Genomic DNA, 22,448 nt, shown 5'->3' with positions numbered 1-22,448 from the left:
AGGCTGAAGACGTGCCATCTGTTCGTCCGTCAGCCAGAATAGGTTGCTCATGATATACCCCTGAAACTCAGGCGCTTGAATCACGCAACCGAGAGGGCGACAACCAAATTAATGGGTCCAGAACCTAGTTGGCGGCACGTTGACCAAGTCTCCGCACACCATGAAGGAGTGTCGTCGTTTGGAATGCCTTTGTAATCTCGGTCGGCTCCCTCGCCAAAACCGACCATAGTTCCTCTAAACTCACTCCTGAAGTAAACGGAGAATGAGTTTTCGGGCATATCAGGTATTGTGAAATAACCCCATATTTTCAACTCCTAAACAATAAACGCACCACCTGTTACCAACGCGATAGTAACTCCGTGCACTATGAACTTGCCCATGTTTTCCTCTTAACAAATTTGCGGATTCGGAAGTTTAGTGTTTTTCAACCCAAGCATACCTTTGTGATATCGCGCCGATATTATTTTCGTTTCCGCCAAAGGCCAATTTTGAAAAAAACCGACGGCAACCGAGGCTCACAAATTTGTCAAAATGACGGCATCGTAGTCGGAAGCGTGATCGGTTTAGACTCTGGACCTACGAACGAGGCACAAATACAACGGCTGCTGTTTCCGGCACCGGACGTTGCCAAAAATCGACGACATGACCGCTCTGCGGACAAAGCCGACACTCATCGACACAACTTTCACTGCACTGAAAATGCATGACTAATTCGGTGCACACCAGAACATATCAATGCGGCCTCCTGCACGAAAATACGTTGTAGTTTCTGGTTTTTACATCGCGCTATAGCGCGGCGCTGGATGAAAATTCTCTCACGGCATTGTTGCTTCAAGACCCAGTAGTTGCTGACAGTGTTTAGCTTAACCGCCGCAATCTTGTTGAGCGGGAGATACAATCAAAAACTGGATTTCAGTTGTTGGTGAGTCTAATCTACCCCGTTTAGGGAGGGGCGTGCATGAAACGAAGACTTGCTGCAATATTTGCAGCAGATGTAGTGGGTTACTCGCGCCTCGTCCGCGTGAATGAAGAACGGACATTAGAGCACTTGCGCGAACTACGGCAAAACGTCATCGAGCCCGCCTTTGCAAAACACGAAGGTCGAGTGGTCAAATGGATGGGCGACGGAGTACTGACGGAGTTTGCAAGCGCTGTCGACGCGGTTTTATGCGCCTACGATATTCAAAAATCTATCCATTCACGCAACGGAGAAGCACCAGGCGATCACGAGATTACTTTTCGTGTCGGCATAAATATCGGCGACGTTGTGGTGGAAGGTGACGACATTCATGGCGATGGGGTAAACGTGGCTTCAAGATTGGAGACGCTGTCTGATCCTGGCGGAATTTGCATTTCGGCCTCGGTCCATGAACAGATCAAGCACCGCTTGGATGTGCCTTTTCAGGACGCGGGAGCTCAGCAGGTAAAAAACATTGTAGAGCCTATCCGCATCTGGAAATGGACGAACTCGGCAAATGATGACGCAAATACTAAAAAATCCACCTCAGATTCAGGGTTGATTTCAACCCCGAGCTTGCCAGAAATTCCGTCTATAGCGGTTTTGCCGTTCGACAATATGTCAGGTGATGCAGAGCAAGAGTACTTTGCAGACGGCATGACAGAGGACCTGATCACCGACCTCTCAAAATTGTCTGGCTTGTTAGTCATCGGTCGCAACTCTTCTTTTGTTTACAAAGACAAGGCAGTAGATCTGCGACGCGTCGGCAAGGAGTTGGGTGTTCACTATGTTCTTGAGGGCAGTATCCGCAAGGCAGGCAACCGGGTTCGCATGAACGCTCAGCTAGTTGAAACCGCGAATGGAAGTCACGTCTGGGCCAATCGCAGGGACGGAACGCTGGAAGATGTTTTTGACCTGCAAGACGAGATAACAGGAGAAATTGTCGACGCGCTGTCTATACAGTTGCGGGAAGGCGAGGAAAATCGTCTTGGCAGTCAATACACAAAGAATACTGAAGCGCGTGACTGGTTTCTTAAAGGCCGACTGCGCTATCGTGAACCGGGTCCGCAAGCCAACGCCGAAGCGCAGGCAATATTCACCAAAGCTTTAGAAGCTGACCCAAACTTCGCCTATGCTATGGCCGTTAGAAGCTACTTAAAATTCCATGCTTGGTTCTTCAAATGGAACAGCCACCACAATGCGTTCGACGAAGCTTTGGCTGAGGCCGAACGTGCCGCCAAGATAGACCCAAACCTTGCTGCCGCCCACGCGTTTCTGGGTTGGATGCATATGTGGGGCGATGGGTTCGAAAGAGCTCTTTCTGAGCATGAAACAGCCTTATCACTGGACCCTAATTCCTCTGATGGACATCTGTGGCAGGCTTCTTCACTTATCTATGCGGGAACACCGGAGTTGGCAATTGCGCCAATGGACCGAGCTATGCGGTTAGAACCACATACCCCACCCATTTACCTTCTGAATTATGGTCACCTAATGTTGCAGCTTGACCGCTATGAAGAAGCTATCGAATACTTGCAGGCAGCAATACGAAACGCGCCTCAGTTTCCCATGAACTATATATTTTTGTCGGCGGCAAAAACGGCGCAGGGCAAATTACAAGAAGCAGAGGAAGCCGGTTCGAGACTTCTCGAATTGATCCCTGTAGCTACGGTATCCACACTGAATTCCCAATTGCCCTACGCAAAGGAAGAGCACAGACTAAAGATTGTGGCGGGCCTGAAAGCCGCAGGATTGCCGGATTAAAGAGACGTAAAGAAGCCCGTTCGAGGCTCGATGCGGTCATTTTCCAAATCGTGTCAGAAGTCCACTTTGATGACATTGCAGACTTTTCCTTTGTGGCAAACAATCCTTAGCCTAAAGTGGCAGCAACACGACGTGACCTTCATCAGCTCTCCACTGGATTAATCAACATGGCAAAGCATACCGTCTATCATATCCCTGTATGCCCCTTTTCTCAGCGTCTTGAGATTCTGTTGGCACTTCGAGGTCTGCAAGATGCAGTTGAATTCCGCGTCGTGGACATCACGAAACCTCGCGATCCAGAGCTTCTAAGAAAAACACGTGGAACAACGGCGCTTCCAGTTCTCGAAACCGCGGAAGGTCAGATTGTAAAGGAAAGTCTGGTTATTCTTCGTTACCTTGACGAAGTACTCGAGGGGCCAAAACTGCGGCGCTCTGACCCTGGCGAACACGCAGTGGAGTCTATGTTGATTGCCAAGGAGGGTCCATTCACAATGGCAGGCTATGTCTATGTCATGAACCAGGACCAAGGGCAGAAAGATGTGCACAACGAAAAGCTGCTTGCACTGTACCGCGATCTTAACGACTTCCTGCTTGCCCACAATCCGAACGGCGTATTCTTGTTTGATGATTTCGGATTAGCAGAGGCGGTTTTTACGCCGGTATTCAAGCGTTTTTGGTTTCTTGACTACTATGAGGATTTCGAATTGCCCATTGGCGACGATTATGCCCGTGTCAAAAAATGGAGGGCTGCCTGTTTGAAACACGCGGCGACTGAACAGGTGACGGAAGAAGAGATTCTCAAACTTTATTATGATTACGCACTGGGCGCTGGGAACGGTGCATTGGTGGACGGTCGAAATATGTCCAGCTTCACGTTTGAACCACATTGGAAAACCAGACCTATGCCTCCGCGGGACAAGTACTCTGGAACGGTTTCAGACGAAGAACTTGGTTTGGTTGTCGCCAATGCGGGACTAGGACCAGCCCCCACAAATTAGGCTTACCTAAATCCAACCTCCTGATGGCATTCATCATGGGTGAACGCTCGCCCTATGCAATCGGCTTGAGGAGGTTGGGAAGAACTCTACAAATCACTCTTTGCCTGCAGATCAAACGGAAGTTTCGTTAATGAAGCGAACGTGGAGCGGCAAAGTTTTTGGATTTTCTCAAAGTAATGTATGATCTCAAATTGTTGGGACTTTAAACGAGTATTTTATTGTTGACCGGTTCACACCCAACGTTGGGGGGACAAATTATGCAAAAACTAATCATAGCTATTTCAGCTATTTCTTTTCCGTTTGCGGCGATGGCCGAACCGAGTTTGGAACGTGGTGAATACCTCGTCCGTGGTCCTGCGGCGTGCGGAAATTGCCATACACCACAAGGACCAAATGGGCCTGATATGTCCAACGAGCTGGGCGGTATGATGGTTGAAAAGAACGAAATGATGGAGGCCTGGGCTGTCAACATAACACCCGGTAGCCGGGTTGCGGATTGGAGTGACGAAGAGCTTGCCCGAGCGATACGCGAAGGTATTCGTCCGGATGGTACGGTCATAGGACCGCCTATGCCGATCGGCTTATATCGCGGTCTGAGTGATGACGACGTCATGTCGATGGTTATGTTTCTCAGAACAATGCCTGCGAGTGGCAATGAGACGCCCGGTTCAACGTATGGCTTTCCACTTCCTCCGGACTACGGTCCGCCGATTGATACTGTTTCAGCGCCACCGCAAGGCGCAACTGTCGAATATGGCGCATATCTCGCAGGGCCAGTCGCGCATTGCACGGAATGCCATACGACATTCGGCCCCAAGGGTCCTATGTTCGAAACTCATCTTGGCGCAGGTGGGTTCGAGTTCCATGGACCGTGGGGGGTATCCGTCGCTCCCAATATCACGAGCCACGAAGATGGACTTGTCGGATATACGGATGAAGAGCTGAAAACCATGATCGTTTCGGGTAAACGCCCAGACGGGACACAAATGCAACCGCCGATGGGTTACGCCTACTATGCAACGATGTCGCCCGAAGATCTTGAGGCCATTGTGATGTATCTACGCACCATCCCGCCTCTACCCGATCCCTAATTTTTCGCACGAGAGGTCGCTAGGGGTGGCACATCGTAGTACAGCTATGTGTTTGGCGTCTGGAGGGCTGAGCGAGATACATCTTAGTGTTTTGGTGTCCGCTTTGGACTCGGTGCGGCCGTTCAGCAGAATTCAGCAAATGTGTGCTATGCGGACAAACTCGCTCTACGCTCAATAAAATTCAACTTGCGGTTTACGACCGATGCTGCGCTCGGAACCGACGACAACATTGGGCTCGAAGTAGACATAGGCTGTACTAGGCATGAACGACCGCTCTGCAGACTTTTCTGCCGTTCATGGTAATCCGCCGGACTGGTGCGTTCGACCCATAGCCGACCTTAGTGGTCGTTGCGGTGAAGGTCCGCTGTGATTTCTAAGCAGGTCCAGTCATGTAGGTTACCGTTTTGACAAATACCTAAAACTCACCGCCGTAGGTGAACTTCCCACCTTTCATTGTGGCCAGAATTTTGACGTCGGCAATTTCCGTCGGCAGAACCGAATAGAGATTTGTCTCGAGAATGACCAGATCGGCGTATTTGCCAAAGGTCAGGCTCCCGACTTTGTCCTCCATCCTTGCGTCATAGGCACCCCCCATTGTGGCAGCATACAAACACTGCTCAAGTGTCAGCGCCTGATACACAGGTGGGAAGTACCGATCATCCTCAGGGTTCGACGGATCAAGGCGCGTCACAGCTGCTTCGCACAGTGTCAAAGCCCCCATGAGATCAGGGTCTGTACTGGGCACGTCTGCCCCAATGCTAACCGGAGCGCCGGCGTCTATCAATGTGCGGATACGCTGAAATTCATTCACCGTCCGCGCCAGCCCCATGATGTTCAACGCGCCGTCAAGGCCACCGCTCCACGAAGTTCCCCAAATCGGTGTGATGTTCGACAGGATATTGTGCTCAATGATACGCTCGATGTCGTCCGGATGTGCAAAGGCCAAGTGCTGCAACGAGTTGCGCGCGTCTTCAAAGCCGTTTTTCTTGGCACTTACAAACGAGTCTACGGTTTCACGAACAGTTTTGTCCCCATCGACGTGCACCGCAACATCGAGTCCGGCAGCGTTCGCCTTCATAATGATTTCGTCAGTCAACTCTGCAGAGACACCACGAACGGCCTTTTTCTCAGGCTGGTCAAGCCACGGTTCAAGCATAATCGACGCGTGACTCGTATGGACGCCCTCAGGGTGAATTTTGATGCCAAGAACGCGCACATCGTCACTATCGAAATCTTCCTTGAGCTCAAGCGTGTTGGCAACCGCATCGTCGGCGGAAAAGTCATCACCCTTGACCAGCGTCATCATCAGGGTTCGAAGCTTCAATTCACCTGCTTCAGCCTGGTTTTGAAGGATATCCAGTGCAACCCTGTTGTCTTCATGATGCTTGGATTGCGATTTGATATTTGGCGTAACCAACCCTTGGTTAATGTAAGTTGTGTAACCAAAGCTTGCCGCAAGATCATAAAGCACGGGCTGGCTCTCAGGGATCATTGTCTCCGGTTGCCAAGCTCCTGATTCAACATAGGCTCCCATCCATGCGAATTCCTTGGCGTATCCAGTTGGAGTTCCACTGTCGTCCCGCACCCAGTAAATCAACCCGGGAACCGGGTCTGGTGTATCCTTGGTAACGCCACCCATTTCCATCGCCTTAGAATTGAGCCATGCGTCGTGAATGGTGTAGTCTTGCAAAAACACGGGCCTGTCCGGCACAATTGCATCCAGATCGGCGGCCGTGAATTCGCCGCCCATCAAAGTGGCGTTCCAGCCGATGCCGCGGATGTATGCCTCATCCGAATTGGCATCAGCATATTCATTGATAAGCTTGAGATAATCATCCTTGGACTGCCCTGATCCCAGTTTCACACCCAACTGCGTCCATCCCGACGCCACAAGATGCTCGTGGCCGCTGATGAAACCGGGAAGCACCATTTTGCCCTGGAGATCGACAACCTTAGTGTCGGCACCAATCAGAGACTGAACCCCGTTGCCATTGCCGACATAGGAAATTTGCTGACCCGATATGGCAATCGCTTCGGCAGCGGGGCGTTACTCATCCATCGTGTGAATTGTGCCATTAACAAACACGGTGTCAGCTATTTGTGCTGCAGCGATGCTTGGCAAGATTACGGCCACGGACGCGAAGAAGCTGTTTCGCAGGGTTTGAATCTTCATGCCTGGAACTCTTTCATGGATAAATTAGAGCCTTTTTAAGCTACTGGGAAATGTCTCAGTTTCAAAACATACTTCCACAAGTCACGAATTGTGCAAAGCAAATTTAGCGACGCACAGAATATCGATTGGTCCGTTCTGCCAATTGACGACTTTTGATCGAATGCCCGGAAGATCCCGCTGTTCAGACCTTGGTTCAGAGTGCAGCGAATGACCGGTATCCGCCCTTAGTTACCGATGCTACGTTTGAGACTGACGGCTGCTCTGGGCTCAGAGCGGTCGTTCGCTGCGTTCCGTCTGAATTACCGCTCTGCGGACGAAGCAGACCTTTGTTGTATTTGCATCAATGTCTGCTCAACACGCGTTCGCTTTAAAAACGAAGCTACATCGTCGGCACACTTGGATCGATCATTGTTGGATTACGCTCGCCCAGATTACACTCGCATATTCAAACATGGTTGTTGCCTGCAATTTCATTTCAGAAGGCTCAAACCTATCAAGATAGACAGCGGCAATCACATCAGCAGCAACGCTAAACTTGAGACGGCAATAGCGACTAAGGTGAGGGTTGTTCAGTATGCTTTCATCGCGGCGGGCATTGCATTCAATTGCAATAGGATCGCCAACATAATCTGTCCCGAGGCTATCTGTATCAGCACCTAACCAGTTTTCCTCCCGGAATTGCCGCAAATAGCCTTCAGCCACAGGCGAGAATACCACCCTATGCCTTGGCCTCCCCAGGCACCAGATGCTCTCAGAAAGCGCCGCCCTTGTGTCACACCACCTCTGAAGTTCGGACTGTTTCAAACATGCGTTTTGTGGCGCGGTGGGACCGTCACATGTGCTATGCACGGGGATCAACTCAATTTCAGTAAAACTGACTTCGCCCGCCCCATATGCAACCATGTCTTGCAGTGTGTCTCCACTGCGCCAAAATTTCGTGTAGCAGTGCTGATCTCCCCTACACGAATGAATGGTCTCGAGCTGTGGACTTGCGGGAAAACGAATCTCTTCGTCACCGATTTGCCCAGCAAGCTCGCCAGCCTGGAAAGCAGCCAAGTCATCCCGGCGCTGCTGTTCATCTATGTGTTGGTTCCACCATAAAAACAGAATTGCCAAAGAAGGGCCGACCAACGAGATTACCAGGACGGCATGGGCAGAAATCGTCAGGTCTCGGTTTGCAAGGTCATTTGCAACTGCTGAAGTGACAAGGCCAATTCCAAGCGCGAGTATGGGAAAAAGAAGAAAAAGTGGTATGGCACCAAAAATAAGGCCACCGATTTTTATGCCGCTTATCAAAAAAAAAGGCAACCGTAGTAAGCAGAGAGATAACGGTTAGCCAAACACCATTTCTCTTGGTTTTCGCGGCATCATTGCCTCGTTGTTTTACCCCGAAAATCCAAGCCAAAAGGTAGAAAAAACAATAAAAGTAAATCAAAGGAGTGAATCCATCCTTCGGTCAGATCTTGCCAAGTTTCTGTTCAAAATTACACTTAGCATGGCACTTATTCGAGTGAGGTTCAACAAAAGTGCAGAGCTCAACAGATTTCACCGAAGCAGACCTTTATGCACTGCGCAGCATCGGACATTATGGGCTCGGAGCAGCCGTTCGCTGCAATCTGCCTGAACGCCCGCTTTGCCGCCAGTGAGCAGATTTTGCATTTATAGGTCCAGAGCCTAAGGCACTGATTTAACAACCCGCAGGTCATTTTTGTCGGTTAAGGCGGACCTTTGGCTGTGACGTGAGTGACGTTAGACACCCTCGCCCCCAAGCTGCAGCAGTAAGCAAGCGTTCGTCGGCCTTTAGATATCCGCAAAGGGCCACTTAGAAAGATGTTTTATATCATATACTTATAAAAATCCCTCCCACGTGAGGTAAGTAAACGCTCGTCAGGCAGGGTTGATGGCCAGACTGTGTAAATTCACCCACATACATGCCGTACACAGAATTTCCGAATTGCCTCTTTTCATGGAACTGCGAGGCGATGTCAGCATTGCGTTATCACCGACCGACAGGAAGACTGATAGCAGACCGTCTGTGGTGAAGCGTCCTGTGTGCTGGACATCTCACCCTAGCAAATCCCGTGAGTTTCCCTTAAGCGGAACCTATCGGGCACTTCATGTGTACTTCTGATGATTGTTGTCTTGAGATGGCGGGGCTCAGGTCCCGTCAGATTATATCGACGTGTCTGTGCATAAGGGCGTTATCAGTTGAAAAGCCAAGTTGCACACAGTGTAGCAAGGGTGGCGTTGGTTAAAGGTCCCTCCGCATACGTAGTAGTAACCCTATAGGCCACTGTTAGCCTCAGGGTCACGAATGGCTTTGAGCAGCATGGGGTCAGACCCTAGCTTGTGCATCTCATCTGCTAGGACGTCCCTGAGGTCTTCATCAGGCAGTTCATCGACAAGCCTCTCTGCTTCTGTGAGAGCACGATACCATCTCTCTCTAGGTGGCACTTCTTCCGAACCTGTAGCCTGCCTTCTGCCAGCCCTGACGGTATCTTCAAAATCTCTCAGCAAGGCGGCATGCTCACGGAGCAGAACAGGCCCCTCTTCCTTCACTGCAAACCGAGCTTGAAAAAACTCTCTTCCGGTGACCTGAGCAACGTCCTTAGGGAACCTGCGCTTGAACCTGAAGCCTTCCTTGAGCTTGTCGAGATATTTGATCTTCATCACGATAGCCATGTGGTACTTAAACTCCTGCAAAAGTGGTACAGAAGCGGCTATTTTGCCCAATAAACCTTAGAAATATAGCGATAATGGCGCACCTGAGAGGATTCGAACCTCTGGCCTCTGCCTTCGGAGGGCAGCGCTCTATCCAGCTGAGCTACAGGTGCCTTGGCCGTTAGCTAACCTTGTTCTGATCCGGGTGCAACTGCAAATCTTTCCGGATCGGCCAGGTTTCACGCAAACAAATCGTGTGCCAATTCCAGCGCGTCGATCAGTATGTCCACCTCGTCCGTGGTGTTGTACAGACCAAAGCTTGCGCGGCAAGTCGCGGTGACACCGTAGAAATCCATAAGAGGACCAGCGCAGTGATGACCGGCACGGACAGCCACGCCTTTCTTGTCCAGAATGGTCGAGACATCATGCGCGTGCCCTGCCCCGTCCATGGTAAAGCTGAAGATCGCGGCTTTGTCCGGGCGTGTGCCCTGAACCTGCAACCAGTTCAGACCAGTCAGTCTCTGCATGGCATAGTCGCGCAACCCAGCCTCATGAGCGGCGATATTTTCCATCCCCAGATCCATCATGTAATCCAGCGCAACACCCAGACCGATGGTTTGGACAATGCCGGGTGTTCCGGCCTCGAACTTCATTGGCGGGTCGTTGTAGATCACCTGGTCCTTGCTGACCTCTTTGATCATGTCGCCGCCACCGAAAAAGGGGCGCATCTCGGCCATGCGTTCGGATTTGATGTAGATTGCACCGGACCCTGACGGGCCATAAAGCTTGTGGCCGGTGATTGCGTAGAAATCGCAGCCGATGTCGGCGACATTGACCGGCATGTGCACAGCGCCCTGGCTGCCATCGACCAGCACCGGAACGCCTTTCGCGTGCGCGCCTTCCGTGATCGCTTTGACGTCGACCACTGTGCCCAACACGTTCGAACACTGCGTCACTGCAACCAGCTTGGTCTTGGGACCGATCGCGTCGATCACGGCCTGCGGGTCAAGCCCTCCGTCCGCGTTCACGTCGACCCATTTCAGGACGACGCCCTGACGTTCACGCAGGAAATGCCAGGGAACGATATTGGCGTGGTGTTCCATCACGCTCAGCACGATCTCATCTCCGGCCTCCATGCGCGGCATGGCCCAGCCATAGGCGACCAGGTTGATCCCCTCGGTCGTGCCCGAGTTCAAGACAATCTCATCCTCGTCCGCCGCGCCCAGAAAACGGGCGATGGTTCCCCGAACGGATTCGTATTTCTCGGTCGCCAGATTGGACAGGTAATGCAGGCCGCGGTGAACATTCGCGTATTCTTCGGAATATGCCCGTGTCACCGCATCAATCACGACCTGCGGTTTTTGCGCCGATGCGCCATTGTCCAGATAGGTCAACGGCTTGCCGTTCACTTCCCGAGACAGGATTGGAAAGTCTGAGCGGATTTTCTGCACGTCATACATGGTCTTTTATTCCCTATACGGGGCCGCCGGGCGTTAATGCGAGGACAAAGGGCACTGCAATCAAAGCAGATAACACGATGACCCCGAAGGATTTAGCAAGCGAACCGAACTGATGCGCTTCATTCAGAAAATGGAGCGTGACGTAAAGGCTGATAATCGCCGTGGCCAGCAAAAACATCAGCATCAAAAACGGCAGCACGATCGTAATGACCAGCGTGATCACCATCGCAGCGATCTGAAGGTACTGCAGCCAGATGGTCAGCGTCAGGATGTCATCGAATGTTGCACGGCCACCCAGAAACCTCCCTACGAACAGAAATGCCCCGACGCTTAGCAGCATGGCGCCGGCAGATCGGACCAGACCCAGGAATACAGGCGTAGGTGGGGGTACGGATTCATCACCGGGGACTGGAAGCAAATGATCAATACCCAGTTGCACAAGGCCGTTGAGCACCACGGCCAGAAAGAAAGAAAGCCATAAGATTTCTCGCCCCGGGCGCATGTCCAAAAGGCGCCGGGCCGCTTGGGCGGGGTGTGTCAGGGTCAAAATCGCAAGATCAACAAAGCCAGTGGGATTCATGCTTGCCGCCTTTGCGCTTGACTGAGACCTGCCAGCCAGAACCACAGGAACACTGCGAACCAGACGATCCCGACGAGTGTCAGGGCCGGGCCAGATCCTATGAAACCGCCGACCAAACCATTCAACAAAACCAGAGGTGTTGAGGACAATAGCGCCCAGAAAAGTGCCAATCTAGCGCCATAGGACGTCCCCTGACCGCCGACCAACCGGGCCGCGCCGTATGAGACAAATGCCAGCAGGTAGAAAAACAGAGGCAGGATAATGACAGTGCCCATCAAGGCACCGCCCATCAGCATATCCAGCTCTAGTCCTTCGATATGCGCGCGTCGCGCAAGGCTGGGCAATTGCGCGATGAATGCCACAATGCAAAACGCCATGACAAACATCAGCGCCCGGTCCTCGCGCGGGCCTAGATCAAGAAGCCGCCGCACGACACGACCCGGCCCCCGATAGGTGGCCACGATATCCGAGGTCAAAGGCATCAGATGTGTCGCGACAGCCAGCCTTCAAGGCGGTTTACGATGGCCTCAGCCAATACCTCATCCTCGATCTCATCGACGGCTTCGGCCAAAAATGCCAGCGTCAGCATATTGGTGGCGTCCTTAACCGAAACCCCACGCGAACGCAGGTAAAACAGCGCCGTCTCATCAATCGCACCCGAGGTTGAGCCATGCGAACACGCAACATCGTCGGCATAGATCTCAAGCTCGGGCTTGGCGAGAAACTGGCTGTCATCATCCAGCAGCAAGGATTGGCTGATCTGATATCCATCAGTCTTCTGTGCGCCTTCCTTGACCAGGATCTTACCCTGGAACACGCCGGTCGCGCCGTTGCGCAGAACTTTCTTAAAGACCTGACGGCTCTCACAGTTCACCGCGTCATGCGTAACGAAAACCGTGTCGTCATGATGAAAATCGCCGTCGCCAACACAAGCACCCGCCACATGAGCTATAGCGTCGTCACCGGTCAGTTCGATTACCTGTTCGTTGCGGGTCAGAATGCCATTCACAGTCAGCGTGAAGGATTTATAGACAGATTCCTGACCCAGACGCGTGAACATGTGTGTCGCAGCGCGACGTTCGTGGTCCCTGCCCTGCGCGCGCACGTGATGCAGCGTACCGCCATCGGCGATGTCGATCTCGATGCATTTGTTGAACCGTGATGCCGCAGGACCATTTTCCAGAACCGTCACTTCAGCGCCGCTTTCGACACGGATGATGTGATGCAGCATGGCGTCCGAGATCTCGGATGCATGGCGATAGATCAGGCTGATCGGCTTGGTCGGTTTGCCGGTGACGTGGATCGCAACGCCATCTGCGGCAAAGGCGGTATTCAAAGCAGCCAACGGCCGCTGAACCGGGGATTGCCCGCGCGATTCCAGAACGCCGTACAACTCTTTCGCCCAGTGAATATCCTTACAACAGATATCCTCGATCCGATCGATGTTGACACCTTCCAGCTCTAGATCATCCGAGTCTTCAGCGCTGAACACACCGTCGATGAAAACGATCTTCAACCGGTCGAGATTGCCAAACAGCAGCGGCTCGTCTGAGTGGAACAATGCTGCATGCGGCTGCTCGGCCGAGATCAGGGTGTCAGGGCGCGTGTACTTCCAATATTCGTCGCGCCGCCCCGGCAGACCCATTTCCAGCACTCGCGCCAGCGCGTCTTCGCGCGCGGCACGCGTGCAACCGGCTTCGGGCATGGTCAGCGTGGCCAGCCGTGCCTCGGTCGCGGTTTGTTTTACTTCGGGCAAAGCCATCAGTTCACCTCGGCCAGGATGTCGGCATAACCGTTGTTTTCAACTTCCAACGCCAGTTCGGGACCACCGGTTTTAACGATGCGACCGTCCGCCATGATATGCACAACATCAGGTTTGATGTGGTCCAACAGGCGTTGATAGTGGGTGATGACCAGGAAACCACGGCCTTCATCACGCAGCGCGTTCACGCCCTCGGCCACCAGTTTCATCGCATCGACGTCCAGACCTGAATCCGTTTCGTCCAGGATGCACATCTTGGGTTCCAGCATCGCCATCTGCAGGATTTCGTTCCGCTTCTTCTCACCGCCTGAGAAGCCAACGTTTACCGGACGCTTGAGCATGTCCGCGTCGATTTTCAGCGATTTTGCCTTGGCCCGGACTTCCTTCAGGAAATCCGCTGCCGACAGCTCTTCTTCGCCGCGCGCCTTGCGCTGAGCGTTCACGGCCGTGCGCAGGAAGGTCATGTTGCCAACACCCGGGATCTCAACAGGGTATTGGAACGCCAGGAAGACACCCGCAGCAGCGCGCTCTTCCGGCTCCATCTCCAAAAGGTCCTCACCTTCCAGCGTGGCAGAGCCTTCGGTCACTTCGTACCCATCGCGGCCCGACAGCACATAGCTGAGCGTCGACTTGCCCGAGCCGTTTGGCCCCATGATCGCATGCACCTTGCCGGCCTCGACCGTCAGGTCGACGCCTTTGAGGATTTGCTTTTCTTCTTCCTCAAGTTTCACGTGCAGGTTTTTGATTTCCAGCATTTTTTGTCCTTTTGCGTACCGCAAGGGGCCATCCGGCCCCGATATGTTCTGAATTCAGAGAAATGCGGGGTTAACCCACTGATCCTTCAAGGCTGATGGCCACCAGCTGTTGCGCTTCCATGGCAAACTCCATCGGCAACGCCTGCAGGACGTCCTTGCAGAACCCGTTGACGACCAGCGCCACGGCTTCTTCCTCGTCCATGCCGCGCTGACGGCAGTAGAACAGCTGATCGTCATCCACCTTGGATGTTGTCGCCTCATGTTCCACGCGCGATGAATTGTTGCGAACCTCGATATACGGCACCGTATGGGCCCCGCATTTATCGCCAATCAGCAAGCTGTCGCACTGGGTATAGTTGCGGCTGTCCTTCGCCTTCGGGTGCATTGACACCAGACCACGATAGGTGTTCTGCGCTTTACCCGCGCTGATCCCTTTGGATACGATGCGCGACTTGGTGTTCTTGCCCAGATGCACCATTTTGGTGCCGGTATCAGCTTGCTGCATGTTGTTGGTGATGGCGATCGAGTAGAACTCACCCTGGCTTTCGTCACCGCGCAGGATGCAGGAAGGGTACTTCCAGGTCACGGCGGATCCGGTTTCCACTTGGGTCCACATCACCTTGGACCGATCACCCCGGCAATCGGCGCGCTTGGTCACAAAGTTGTAGATACCGCCCTTGCCGTTTTCATCCCCGGGGAACCAGTTCTGAACGGTCGAGTATTTTACCTCGGCATCTTCTTCGATGATGATCTCAACAACGGCCGCGTGCAGCTGGGCCGTGTCGCGCTGCGGCGCGGTGCAACCTTCCAAATACGAAACGTAAGAACCCTTGTCCGCGATGATCAGTGTGCGTTCGAACTGGCCCGTGTTTTCCGCGTTGATGCGGAAGTAGGTGCTCAGTTCCATCGGGCAGCGGACGCCCGGGGGGATGTAGACAAACGAGCCATCCGAGAACACGGCCGAGTTCAGCGTGGCGTAAAAGTTGTCAGAAACAGGCACAACGGTGCCAAGGTATTTTTTGACCAGTTCAGGGTGCTCCCTGATCGCCTCGGAAATCGAACAGAAGATCACGCCGTGTTTGGCCAGCTCGTCCTGGAACGTTGTGCCAACTGAAACCGAGTCGAACACCGCATCCACGGCCACCTTGCGAGCTTCAGCAGGCATATCCTCGGCGCCTTCGACACCGGCCAGAATCATCTGCTCTTTCAGCGGGATACCAAGCTTTTCGTATGTGGCCAGAAGCTTGGGATCGACCTCGTCCAGCGACTTCGGCTTTTCCTCCATCGACTTGGGACGGGCGTAGTAATACTGGTCCTGAAAGTCGATCTTGGGATAGTGGACCATAGCCCAGTTCGGCTCATCCATCTTGGTCCAGCGTTCGAAGGCCGCCAGACGCCATTCTGTCATCCATTCGGGCTCTTCGTTCTTTTCCGAGATCAGCCGGACGATATCCGGGTTCACGCCCTTGGGCGCATACTCCATCTCAATATCGGTATCCCAACCGTATTTGTAGGTACTGACCTCGCGTACCGCGTCAACGGTTTCCTGATCGACACCTTCTTTTACCTGGGTCTGGTCCAAAGCGGCCATATGACACCTCCGTCAGATCACGCGGCGCGCGCGCGATGCTTCTTTTCTTTTTCAAGCCACGTTTCGACGAAACACAGCACATCTTCTTCAGTGGTCAAAGGTCCCAGAGACACGCGGATCGCGCTTGCTGCTGTGACCTCATCAAAACCCATCGCAGTTAACACCGCGCTTGCCCGGACCTTGCCGCTGGAACAGGCAGAACCTGCACTGATAGCGAAACCTGCCAGATCCATCTGCATGACCTGCGTTTCGCCCTTCCAGCCGGGGGTTGCGAAACACGAGGTATTTGGAAGGCGGTCCTGACCTTTCCCGACAAAAATAGTAGATTTAGAACCAGCCTCAAGGGCATTTTCTAGAATATTTCTAAATTCACGAACCTGTTCCCAGATACCATTTGAAAGATCCCGCGCCGCAGCTTCAGCTGCCGCCCCGAACCCCGCTATTCCAATGACATTTTCGGTACCTGACCGTCGGCCCATCTCTTGCCCACCGCCTTTGATCATTGCAGGCAGTTCGGTGCCACGTTTCATCACCACCGCGCCAATCCCTTTGGGGCCGCCCAGTTTATGGGCCGAAATCAACGCCATCTGGACGCCCAGCCAGTTAAAGGCCACCGGCAATTTACCAAAGGCCTGTGTCGCATCGGTTACAGCCAATCCGTTTGGCAAAGATTGGACAATCCCCGTCTCGGAGTTCGCCAATTGCAGGGTCGACTGCTCGGGGTTTGACACGTCCACCTGACCGGATTGCAACGTGGGCAAGTCTTCGGTGATCCATGATCTGATTGCGTCATGCTCAATCGCGGACCCGTGCAAATCACGATTGATCAATGTCAGCGCTGCCCCTTCGGTCGAACCTGATGTGAACACAACGTCTGCCCCATCCGCACCAAATGCGGCTGCAACCTGCGCCCTTGCCCGCTCGATCAGAGCCTTGGCCGCACGGCCCTCGGCGTGAACGGACGAAGGGTTCCCGCACAATTCCATCGCCGCCACCATGGCCTCGCGGACCTCGGGGCGCAGCGGTGTTGTTGCGTTGTGATCCAGATAAACACGATTCATGGATACATCTTTTCCTGGTCGCAAAGCGGGGAAGAAACCCAAGAGGCAAACAGCATTAGATTACTCATCAACGATGGAAAACAGACTGGGAACTGCCGGGCACGGGGCCAGGTCGTTCTTGATCACGTCAGACAGGCGCGTCTGGTGCAAAAAAACGTAGACATGCGCACTGAGACCTTCCCAAAGACGGTTGGTCAAAGACTGCGCCCGGCTGCCCGAGGATGCCCCGGATGCCCCGGCACCTTTTTGCAGCGCGTCCACGGTTTCATCCACCGCCGCCAGAACTTCGACCACCCGAATCTCGGAAGCAGGCCGCGCCAGACGATACCCGCCGCCCGGTCCACGTACGGACGAAACCAGTTCGGCCCGGCGCAATTTGACGAAAAGCTGCTCGAGGTAAGGAAGCGAGACATCCTGACGTTCGGAAATTTCGCTAAGCGTCACCAAGCGGTCCGAGGGCTGTAGAGCAATGTCAGCCAGTGCAACCATCGCGTAACGACCCTTTGTCGAAAGCTTCATTGTCTTTCCCTCATGGCAGGTTATAAGCGAAAACATTGACGCCGCCGCCGCCAGTGCGTATCTCCGACAGGCAGCGCCTTGCGCAAAGCATCATAATTAGAACCGTTCTAAAGTGCCTTACGATTACCGTCAAGTATATCGTGGCATCAGGAAGAAAAAGACAGGACCAAAGCACACATGCCCGAGGTGATTTTTCCCGGACCCGAAGGCCGCCTGGAAGGCCGCTACCACCCGCAAAAGGAAAAAGACGCACCGATTGCCATCGTGCTGCACCCGCATCCACAATTCGGCGGGACCATGAACAACAAGGTGGTCTATAATCTGCACTATGCGTTTTACAACATGGGCTTCACCGTGTTGCGCTTTAACTTCCGCGGCGTGGGCCGCAGCCAGGGCGAATACGATCAGGGCATCGGTGAGCTGAGCGATGCAGCGTCAGCGCTGGATTATCTGCAGTCGATGAACAACAACTCCAAGCACTGCTGGGTTGCCGGCTTCTCGTTCGGTGCCTGGATCGGAATGCAGCTGCTGATGCGCCGCCCAGAAATTACGGGCTTTATCAGCGTGTCGCCACCAGCCAACATGTATGACTTCTCATTCTTGGCCCCCTGCCCTTCGTCCGGCCTGATCATCAACGGCTCGTCCGACCGTGTGGCCCCGCCCGCCGACACCACGTCGCTGGTCAACAAACTGCACGAACAAAAGGGCATCACCATCACCCATAACGAGGTTGAGGGTGCTGATCACTTCTTCCAGGACCGTCACATGGACACGCTGATCACCGATGTCAGTGACTATGTGAAGCGTCGCCTGACCGAGAACACGCGCTAATGTCGAATACCATCACAACGCTTGCGGCCAAACTGGCCGAGGACACAATGAAGGTGATGGACGAAACCGGCAATGATCGTTTCTTTGTCGAGGTGGGAGAGCTTTTGGGCGCCTCCTCCCAGACCTTGGAAGAGGCCTTTTTGACCGAAATGCGTGTACGCATCGCTGAACGCAAAGCGCGCAAGTTTGTCATCGACGCACTGACCAAACATCGATCCCAGGTGAAAGCGATTGAAAAGAAATGACTGAAAGACTGTCCGCGCAACTTGAATTCCTGAAACGCGCGGACAGGCTGAAGTCGGTCGATCGCGCCAATGCGCTCCTGGATCGGTCCCGCCCTGAAAACTCTGCAGAACACAGCTGGCACCTGGCCTTATGGGCATTGACGATGGAGCCGTTGGCGGGTGACGACGTTAACATTAACCGCGTCATACGCATGCTGCTGTTGCACGATCTGGTCGAGATCATCGTCGGCGATCACCCCATTCACCTGGAAACCGATTGGAACGCCGTGGAACGCGCCGAGCGCGCGGCGGCGGACGAGTTGTTTGGTCTCTTGCCGGACGATCAGACGTCTGCGTTTCAAGCCCTGTGGGAAGAGTTCGAGGCCGACACGACGCCGGACGCGAAATTCGCCAAGTATCTGGACCGATGCCAACCGCTGTTTCAAGTCTTGTGTGCGCCAACCCCCAACCCGGATCATGTTGAAGTAGCGCGGGAAAACCTCAGCAGTGGTCGCGCCGCGTATTTGGCACGGGAATTCCCCCAAGCACACGCTCTGGCCAGCGCCCTGCTGCACGCGCAGTCAACGCCCGAAACAGCGTTTTCTGAACGGCTGGCTTTTCTGACTGAGGCAGACCGCCTGAAGTCCGTTTACCGCGCCTCGCGCCTGTTGTCTGACGATCGGTTTGAAAACTCGGCCGAACATTCCTGGCACATCATGCTGTTTGCTTGGGTTTTGGCGGAATACGCGCAGCCCGGTGTGTCGCTGGACCAAGTCCTGAAAATGCTTCTACTGCATGACATCGTCGAAATTGATGCCGGAGATCATCCCATCCACGGACAAGTCGACCACGCCGCACAAGAAGCCGAGGAAAAGGCAGCAGCCGACAGGTTGTTCGGGTTGTTGCCTGAGGCACCGCAGCACGCCTTCCGGACGCTATGGGAGGAGTTCGAAGCCGCCGAGTCGCCAGACGCGCGATTTGCCAAGGCGATCGATCGGTTTCAAACCCCGATCGGGAACCTTGAAACAGGTGGCGGGTCCTGGGTCGATTACAACGTGACGTTTGCCCAGATCGAACGCCGTGTGGGAACCCCGATCAATCGCGGTGCACCAGCGCTGTGGTCATGGTTGCGACCGAAACTGAGCACGTATTTTTCAGAAAACACCGTCGGTTGAGCCAATAGAAAAAGGGGCGCAAAGGCCCCTTTTCCAATCGTTCCGGCAGGCACTTAAACCTGAAAACTTTCAAACCGCTCAACACCACTGGCTGCGTTTATGTCGACGGCCCCCCGCCCGCAAGCCACCCAAGCGCCACTATGAATGCCGAAGCAACGATCACGGATATCGCAAATTTCGTCATTGAAAACTCATAAAAGAAAACTGAAAACCAACCATTTCATATCAGAATTTTTCTCTTTGAAATAGTATGGTTATCCTGACCTCTTCGGTGGGCAGTCCCGGTTCTTCCGACACAGAACTTTTCCCAATATCCATTCACATTCCCCTTGTCGTGAATTGGGATTTTGTGGTCAACCTCCCCAACTGCAACTGAATCGAGACCTGCCGTGCCCAAAGCCTATCTCATCCTATTGCTGGCGGTTTTCGCCGAAACAATTGGCACAACGGCGCTGCAGGCCAGCCAGCAGTTCAGCCGGTTTTGGCCCTCTGTCTTGGTTGTCGCGGGTTACGGAGTTGCTTTTTACCTGCTGGGCCTCACCCTGAAATTTATGCCGGTCGGCATCGTCTATGCCATTTGGTCAGGCTTGGGGATCGTTCTGATCGCCATCATAGGCTTCATTGTTTTTGGTCAGCGCCTGGACTGGCCTGCGGTGCTCGGTTTGGCGATGATATTGGCCGGAATCCTGATCATTCACCTGTTTTCCAGCACAGCGGGCCACTGACGACCGGTTAGGGCTGGCCTATTCAGTCAATCCGCGTTATGCGCGCGGCAACTTCCCGTTCAAAGGCTGACCTCTCATGAACCTGCGCAATATCGCAATCATCGCTCACGTGGACCACGGTAAAACGACCCTGGTGGATGAGCTGCTCAAACAATCCGGTGCGTTCCGGGAAAACCAAGCGGTGGCCGAACGCGCCATGGATAGCAATGATCTGGAGCGCGAACGCGGCATCACCATCCTTGCCAAAGCGACCTCGGTCGAATGGAAAGGCACCCGGGTCAACATCGTTGACACCCCCGGCCACGCCGATTTCGGTGGCGAGGTTGAGCGGATCCTCAGCATGGTCGACGGTGTTGTCCTGTTGGTGGACGCCGCCGAAGGCCCGATGCCGCAGACCAAATTCGTGACGTCCAAGGCGTTGGCGCTGGGCCTGCGTCCCATCGTGGTACTAAACAAGGTCGACAAACCTGACGCTGAACCAGACCGCGCACTTGATGAATGCTTTGACTTGTTCGCCAACCTCGGCGCTGACGACGATCAGCTGGATTTTCCTGCCATGTATGCCTCAGGCCGTTCCGGCTGGGCAGATATGGAGCTGGACGGGCCTCGCAAGGATCTGACCGCCTTGTTCGATCTGATTGTCGATCACGTCCCTGCCCCAAAGCAGGTCGAAAACAAAGACGAACCCTTCCGCATGCTGGCCACGACGCTGGGCAGCGATCCGTTCATCGGTCGCATTCTGACCGGTCGTGTGGAAAGCGGCACTTTGAAAGCGGGCGACAACCTCAAGGCGCTGAGCCGCGATGGCACGCTGATCGAAAACTTCCGCGCTTCGAAAATCCTAGCCTTCCGTGGACTGGCACAACAGCCCATCGACGTGGCCGAAGCCGGTGACATCGTCACCATCGCGGGAATGAGCAAGGCAACCGTGGCCGACTCGCTGGTTTCGCCGCAGGTTGACGAAGCCCTGCCGGCACAGCCCATCGATCCGCCAACCATCACAGTGACCTTCGGCATCAACGACTCGCCGCTGGCCGGTCGCGACGGCAAGAAAGTTCAGTCGCGTGTTATCCGCGACCGCCTGATGAAAGAGGCCGAGTCGAACGTCGCCATCCGCATCACCGACACACCCGGCGGCGATGCCTTTGAGGTTGCTGGCCGTGGCGAATTGCAGATGGGCGTTCTGATCGAGAACATGCGCCGTGAAGGGTTCGAACTTAGCATCTCGCGTCCGCAGGTTCTGTTCCGGCAAGAAGACGGCCAGCGCATGGAACCCATCGAAGAAGTCACCATTGACGTCGACGATGAATATTCAGGCTCGGTGATCGAAAAGATCACTGGCGCGCGCAAAGGTGAACTGGCCGAAATGCGTCCGGCCGGCGCGGGCAAGACACGTATTATCGCTCATGTACCGTCGCGCGGTTTGATTGGATATCACGGCGAGTTCCTGACCGACACACGCGGTACCGGTGTTCTGAACCGTGTGTTCCACGGCTGGGCGGCCCACAAAGGCCCGATCCCGGGTCGTCGTGCGGGGGTTCTGATCTCAATGGAAAACGGACAGGCCGTGGCTTATGCGCTGTGGAACCTAGAAGAGCGCGGCCGGATGTTCGTTGCCCCGCAAACCGACGTGTATCAGGGCATGGTCATCGGCGAACACTCACGCGACAACGACCTTGAGGTGAACCCCCTCAAAGGCAAAAAACTGACCAACGTACGCGCCAGCGGTTCTGACGACGCCGTTCGCCTCACACCTCATATCCAGTATTCTCTGGAAGAGGCGATTGCCTATATCGATGATGATGAACTGGTTGAGGTCACTCCAAACGCCATCCGACTGCGCAAGCGTTTCCTTGACCCGCACGAACGGAAACGGATGGCAAGATCGGCCTGATCAGGTCTGTGATATTGCTTACGCAAACGAAACAATGGACCGATCGTGGTAAGATTACTTCTCAAATAGCCATCTAAATCAAAGGAAAGCCCGTCTGGCTGACGGGCTTTTTCTTTTGTTTTTCAGATGGTTTCACCAATAGGTTGCAAATCTACTGGCGTTCATTGCTGTCACTCGACCATCAATTACGGCAATATATGGATGTATTTTTGTCCAAAATGTGGCA

The 22,448-nt window shown here is 53.9% G+C and carries 20 protein-coding genes and 1 tRNA gene; 9 read left to right on the top strand and 12 right to left on the bottom strand.

From position 1 onward, the window contains the following. The first annotated feature begins 958 nt into the window (after positions 1-958). From DK510_RS09660 to DK510_RS09650, 3 genes are all read left to right on the top strand, one after another. Positions 959-2,722: an adenylate/guanylate cyclase domain-containing protein gene (locus DK510_RS09660; protein ID WP_109311881.1), complete on the top strand. Its 1,764-nt coding sequence runs from the start codon at positions 959-961 to the stop codon at positions 2,720-2,722. A gap of 167 nt (positions 2,723-2,889) precedes the next feature. Beyond that, entirely contained in the window at positions 2,890-3,720 is an 831-nt protein-coding gene (locus DK510_RS09655; protein WP_109311880.1) for a glutathione S-transferase family protein, read from the top strand. 404 nt (positions 3,721-4,124) lie between these two features. Next, a complete protein-coding gene (locus tag DK510_RS09650; RefSeq protein WP_234999001.1) occupies positions 4,125-4,811 on the top strand; it encodes a c-type cytochrome in 687 nt (228 codons plus the stop codon). Positions 4,812-5,226: 415 nt separating this feature from the next. On the opposite strand, the gene DK510_RS09645 is transcribed toward DK510_RS09650, so the two are convergent. Next, the gene (locus DK510_RS09645; protein ID WP_109311879.1) at positions 5,227-6,741 is read right to left on the bottom strand and encodes an amidohydrolase; all 1,515 of its coding nucleotides are present in this window, start codon (positions 6,739-6,741) and stop codon (positions 5,227-5,229) included. On the opposite strand from DK510_RS09645, the gene DK510_RS22795 reads away from it, so the two are divergent. After that, a complete protein-coding gene (locus tag DK510_RS22795) occupies positions 6,712-7,023 on the top strand; it encodes a hypothetical protein (protein WP_160116491.1) in 312 nt (103 codons plus the stop codon). The genes DK510_RS09645 and DK510_RS22795 overlap by 30 nt on opposite strands. Before the next feature lie 366 nt (positions 7,024-7,389). Here DK510_RS22795 and DK510_RS09640 read toward each other — a convergent pair whose 3' ends face one another. The 11 genes from DK510_RS09640 to DK510_RS09590 all read right to left on the bottom strand — a co-directional run bounded on the left by DK510_RS09640 (position 7,390) and on the right by DK510_RS09590 (position 17,373). After that, complete coding sequence (locus DK510_RS09640) at positions 7,390-8,292, bottom strand: hypothetical protein (RefSeq protein ID WP_109311878.1); 903 nt, start codon at positions 8,290-8,292, stop codon at positions 7,390-7,392. Positions 8,293-9,267: 975 nt separating this feature from the next. After that, entirely contained in the window at positions 9,268-9,666 is a 399-nt protein-coding gene (locus DK510_RS09635) for a hypothetical protein (RefSeq protein ID WP_160116490.1), read from the bottom strand. A gap of 75 nt (positions 9,667-9,741) precedes the next feature. Continuing rightward, a tRNA-Arg gene (locus tag DK510_RS09630) sits at positions 9,742-9,818 on the bottom strand. A gap of 66 nt (positions 9,819-9,884) precedes the next feature. Beyond that, a complete protein-coding gene (locus DK510_RS09625) occupies positions 9,885-11,105 on the bottom strand; it encodes a cysteine desulfurase (protein WP_109311876.1) in 1,221 nt (406 codons plus the stop codon). 13 nt (positions 11,106-11,118) lie between these two features. Further along, a complete protein-coding gene (locus DK510_RS09620) occupies positions 11,119-11,685 on the bottom strand; it encodes a Yip1 family protein (RefSeq protein ID WP_109311875.1) in 567 nt (188 codons plus the stop codon). Beyond that, entirely contained in the window at positions 11,682-12,167 is a 486-nt protein-coding gene (locus DK510_RS09615) for a YIP1 family protein (RefSeq protein ID WP_109311874.1), read from the bottom strand. Before DK510_RS09615 ends, DK510_RS09620 begins: the two co-directional genes overlap by 4 nt. Continuing rightward, positions 12,167-13,447 (bottom strand): SufD family Fe-S cluster assembly protein, encoded by a 1,281-nt coding sequence (locus tag DK510_RS09610; protein WP_109311873.1) that lies wholly within the window; start codon positions 13,445-13,447, stop codon positions 12,167-12,169. Before DK510_RS09610 ends, DK510_RS09615 begins: the two co-directional genes overlap by 1 nt. Beyond that, a complete protein-coding gene (gene sufC / locus DK510_RS09605) occupies positions 13,447-14,202 on the bottom strand; it encodes a Fe-S cluster assembly ATPase SufC (protein WP_109311872.1) in 756 nt (251 codons plus the stop codon). The genes DK510_RS09610 and sufC overlap by 1 nt, the downstream gene beginning before the upstream one ends. A gap of 70 nt (positions 14,203-14,272) precedes the next feature. Beyond that, positions 14,273-15,793: a Fe-S cluster assembly protein SufB gene (gene sufB / locus DK510_RS09600; protein WP_109311871.1), complete on the bottom strand. Its 1,521-nt coding sequence runs from the start codon at positions 15,791-15,793 to the stop codon at positions 14,273-14,275. A gap of 17 nt (positions 15,794-15,810) precedes the next feature. Then, positions 15,811-16,854 carry a cysteine desulfurase family protein gene (locus tag DK510_RS09595; protein WP_109311870.1) on the bottom strand — a complete coding sequence of 348 codons (1,044 nt, stop codon included), beginning with the start codon at positions 16,852-16,854 and terminating at the stop codon, positions 15,811-15,813. Positions 16,855-16,914: 60 nt separating this feature from the next. Then, positions 16,915-17,373, bottom strand: coding sequence for an Rrf2 family transcriptional regulator (locus DK510_RS09590; RefSeq protein WP_058271678.1), 459 nt, complete (start codon positions 17,371-17,373; stop codon positions 16,915-16,917). Between the two features lie 177 nt (positions 17,374-17,550). On the opposite strand from DK510_RS09590, the gene DK510_RS09585 reads away from it, so the two are divergent. The 5 genes from DK510_RS09585 (at position 17,551) to typA (ending at position 22,222) form a co-directional block, all read left to right on the top strand. Then, positions 17,551-18,204, top strand: coding sequence for an alpha/beta hydrolase (locus DK510_RS09585; protein WP_058271679.1), 654 nt, complete (start codon positions 17,551-17,553; stop codon positions 18,202-18,204). Further along, positions 18,204-18,449, top strand: a complete 246-nt coding sequence (locus DK510_RS09580) for a hypothetical protein (protein WP_058271680.1) — start codon at positions 18,204-18,206, stop codon at positions 18,447-18,449. The genes DK510_RS09585 and DK510_RS09580 overlap by 1 nt, the downstream gene beginning before the upstream one ends. Continuing rightward, complete coding sequence (locus DK510_RS09575) at positions 18,446-19,603, top strand: HD domain-containing protein (RefSeq protein WP_109311869.1); 1,158 nt, start codon at positions 18,446-18,448, stop codon at positions 19,601-19,603. Before DK510_RS09580 ends, DK510_RS09575 begins: the two co-directional genes overlap by 4 nt. A 389-nt stretch (positions 19,604-19,992) precedes the next feature. Then, positions 19,993-20,328, top strand: a complete 336-nt coding sequence (locus tag DK510_RS09570) for a multidrug efflux SMR transporter (protein ID WP_109311868.1) — start codon at positions 19,993-19,995, stop codon at positions 20,326-20,328. A gap of 76 nt (positions 20,329-20,404) precedes the next feature. Next, on the top strand, positions 20,405-22,222 hold the full coding sequence (typA, locus tag DK510_RS09565) for a translational GTPase TypA (protein ID WP_109311867.1): 1,818 nt from the start codon (positions 20,405-20,407) through the stop codon (positions 22,220-22,222). Positions 22,223-22,448: the final 226 nt, after the last annotated feature.

This window comes from Ruegeria sp. AU67, from assembly GCF_900312795.1.
Classification (GTDB): domain Bacteria; phylum Pseudomonadota; class Alphaproteobacteria; order Rhodobacterales; family Rhodobacteraceae; genus Ruegeria; species Ruegeria atlantica.
This window is presented reverse-complemented; position numbering and strand designations above follow the sequence as displayed.

Coding starts and splice junctions, on each gene's coding strand:
- DK510_RS09615 (WP_109311874.1), bottom strand. CDS start 12,167: ATGCCTTTGACCTCGGATATCGTGGCCACCTATCGGGGGCCGGGTCGT.
- DK510_RS09645 (WP_109311879.1), bottom strand. CDS start 6,741: ATGGTGCTTCCCGGTTTCATCAGCGGCCACGAGCATCTTGTGGCGTCG.
- DK510_RS09575 (WP_109311869.1), top strand. CDS start 18,446: ATGACTGAAAGACTGTCCGCGCAACTTGAATTCCTGAAACGCGCGGAC.
- DK510_RS09650 (WP_234999001.1), top strand. CDS start 4,125: ATGTCCAACGAGCTGGGCGGTATGATGGTTGAAAAGAACGAAATGATG.
- typA (WP_109311867.1), top strand. CDS start 20,405: ATGAACCTGCGCAATATCGCAATCATCGCTCACGTGGACCACGGTAAA.
- DK510_RS09625 (WP_109311876.1), bottom strand. CDS start 11,105: ATGTATGACGTGCAGAAAATCCGCTCAGACTTTCCAATCCTGTCTCGG.
- DK510_RS09585 (WP_058271679.1), top strand. CDS start 17,551: ATGCCCGAGGTGATTTTTCCCGGACCCGAAGGCCGCCTGGAAGGCCGC.
- DK510_RS09655 (WP_109311880.1), top strand. CDS start 2,890: ATGGCAAAGCATACCGTCTATCATATCCCTGTATGCCCCTTTTCTCAG.
- DK510_RS09660 (WP_109311881.1), top strand. CDS start 959: ATGAAACGAAGACTTGCTGCAATATTTGCAGCAGATGTAGTGGGTTAC.
- DK510_RS09610 (WP_109311873.1), bottom strand. CDS start 13,447: ATGGCTTTGCCCGAAGTAAAACAAACCGCGACCGAGGCACGGCTGGCC.
- sufC (WP_109311872.1), bottom strand. CDS start 14,202: ATGCTGGAAATCAAAAACCTGCACGTGAAACTTGAGGAAGAAGAAAAG.
- DK510_RS09595 (WP_109311870.1), bottom strand. CDS start 16,854: ATGAATCGTGTTTATCTGGATCACAACGCAACAACACCGCTGCGCCCC.
- DK510_RS09590 (WP_058271678.1), bottom strand. CDS start 17,373: ATGAAGCTTTCGACAAAGGGTCGTTACGCGATGGTTGCACTGGCTGAC.
- DK510_RS09635 (WP_160116490.1), bottom strand. CDS start 9,666: ATGGCTATCGTGATGAAGATCAAATATCTCGACAAGCTCAAGGAAGGC.
- sufB (WP_109311871.1), bottom strand. CDS start 15,793: ATGGCCGCTTTGGACCAGACCCAGGTAAAAGAAGGTGTCGATCAGGAA.
- DK510_RS09580 (WP_058271680.1), top strand. CDS start 18,204: ATGTCGAATACCATCACAACGCTTGCGGCCAAACTGGCCGAGGACACA.
- DK510_RS09620 (WP_109311875.1), bottom strand. CDS start 11,685: ATGAATCCCACTGGCTTTGTTGATCTTGCGATTTTGACCCTGACACAC.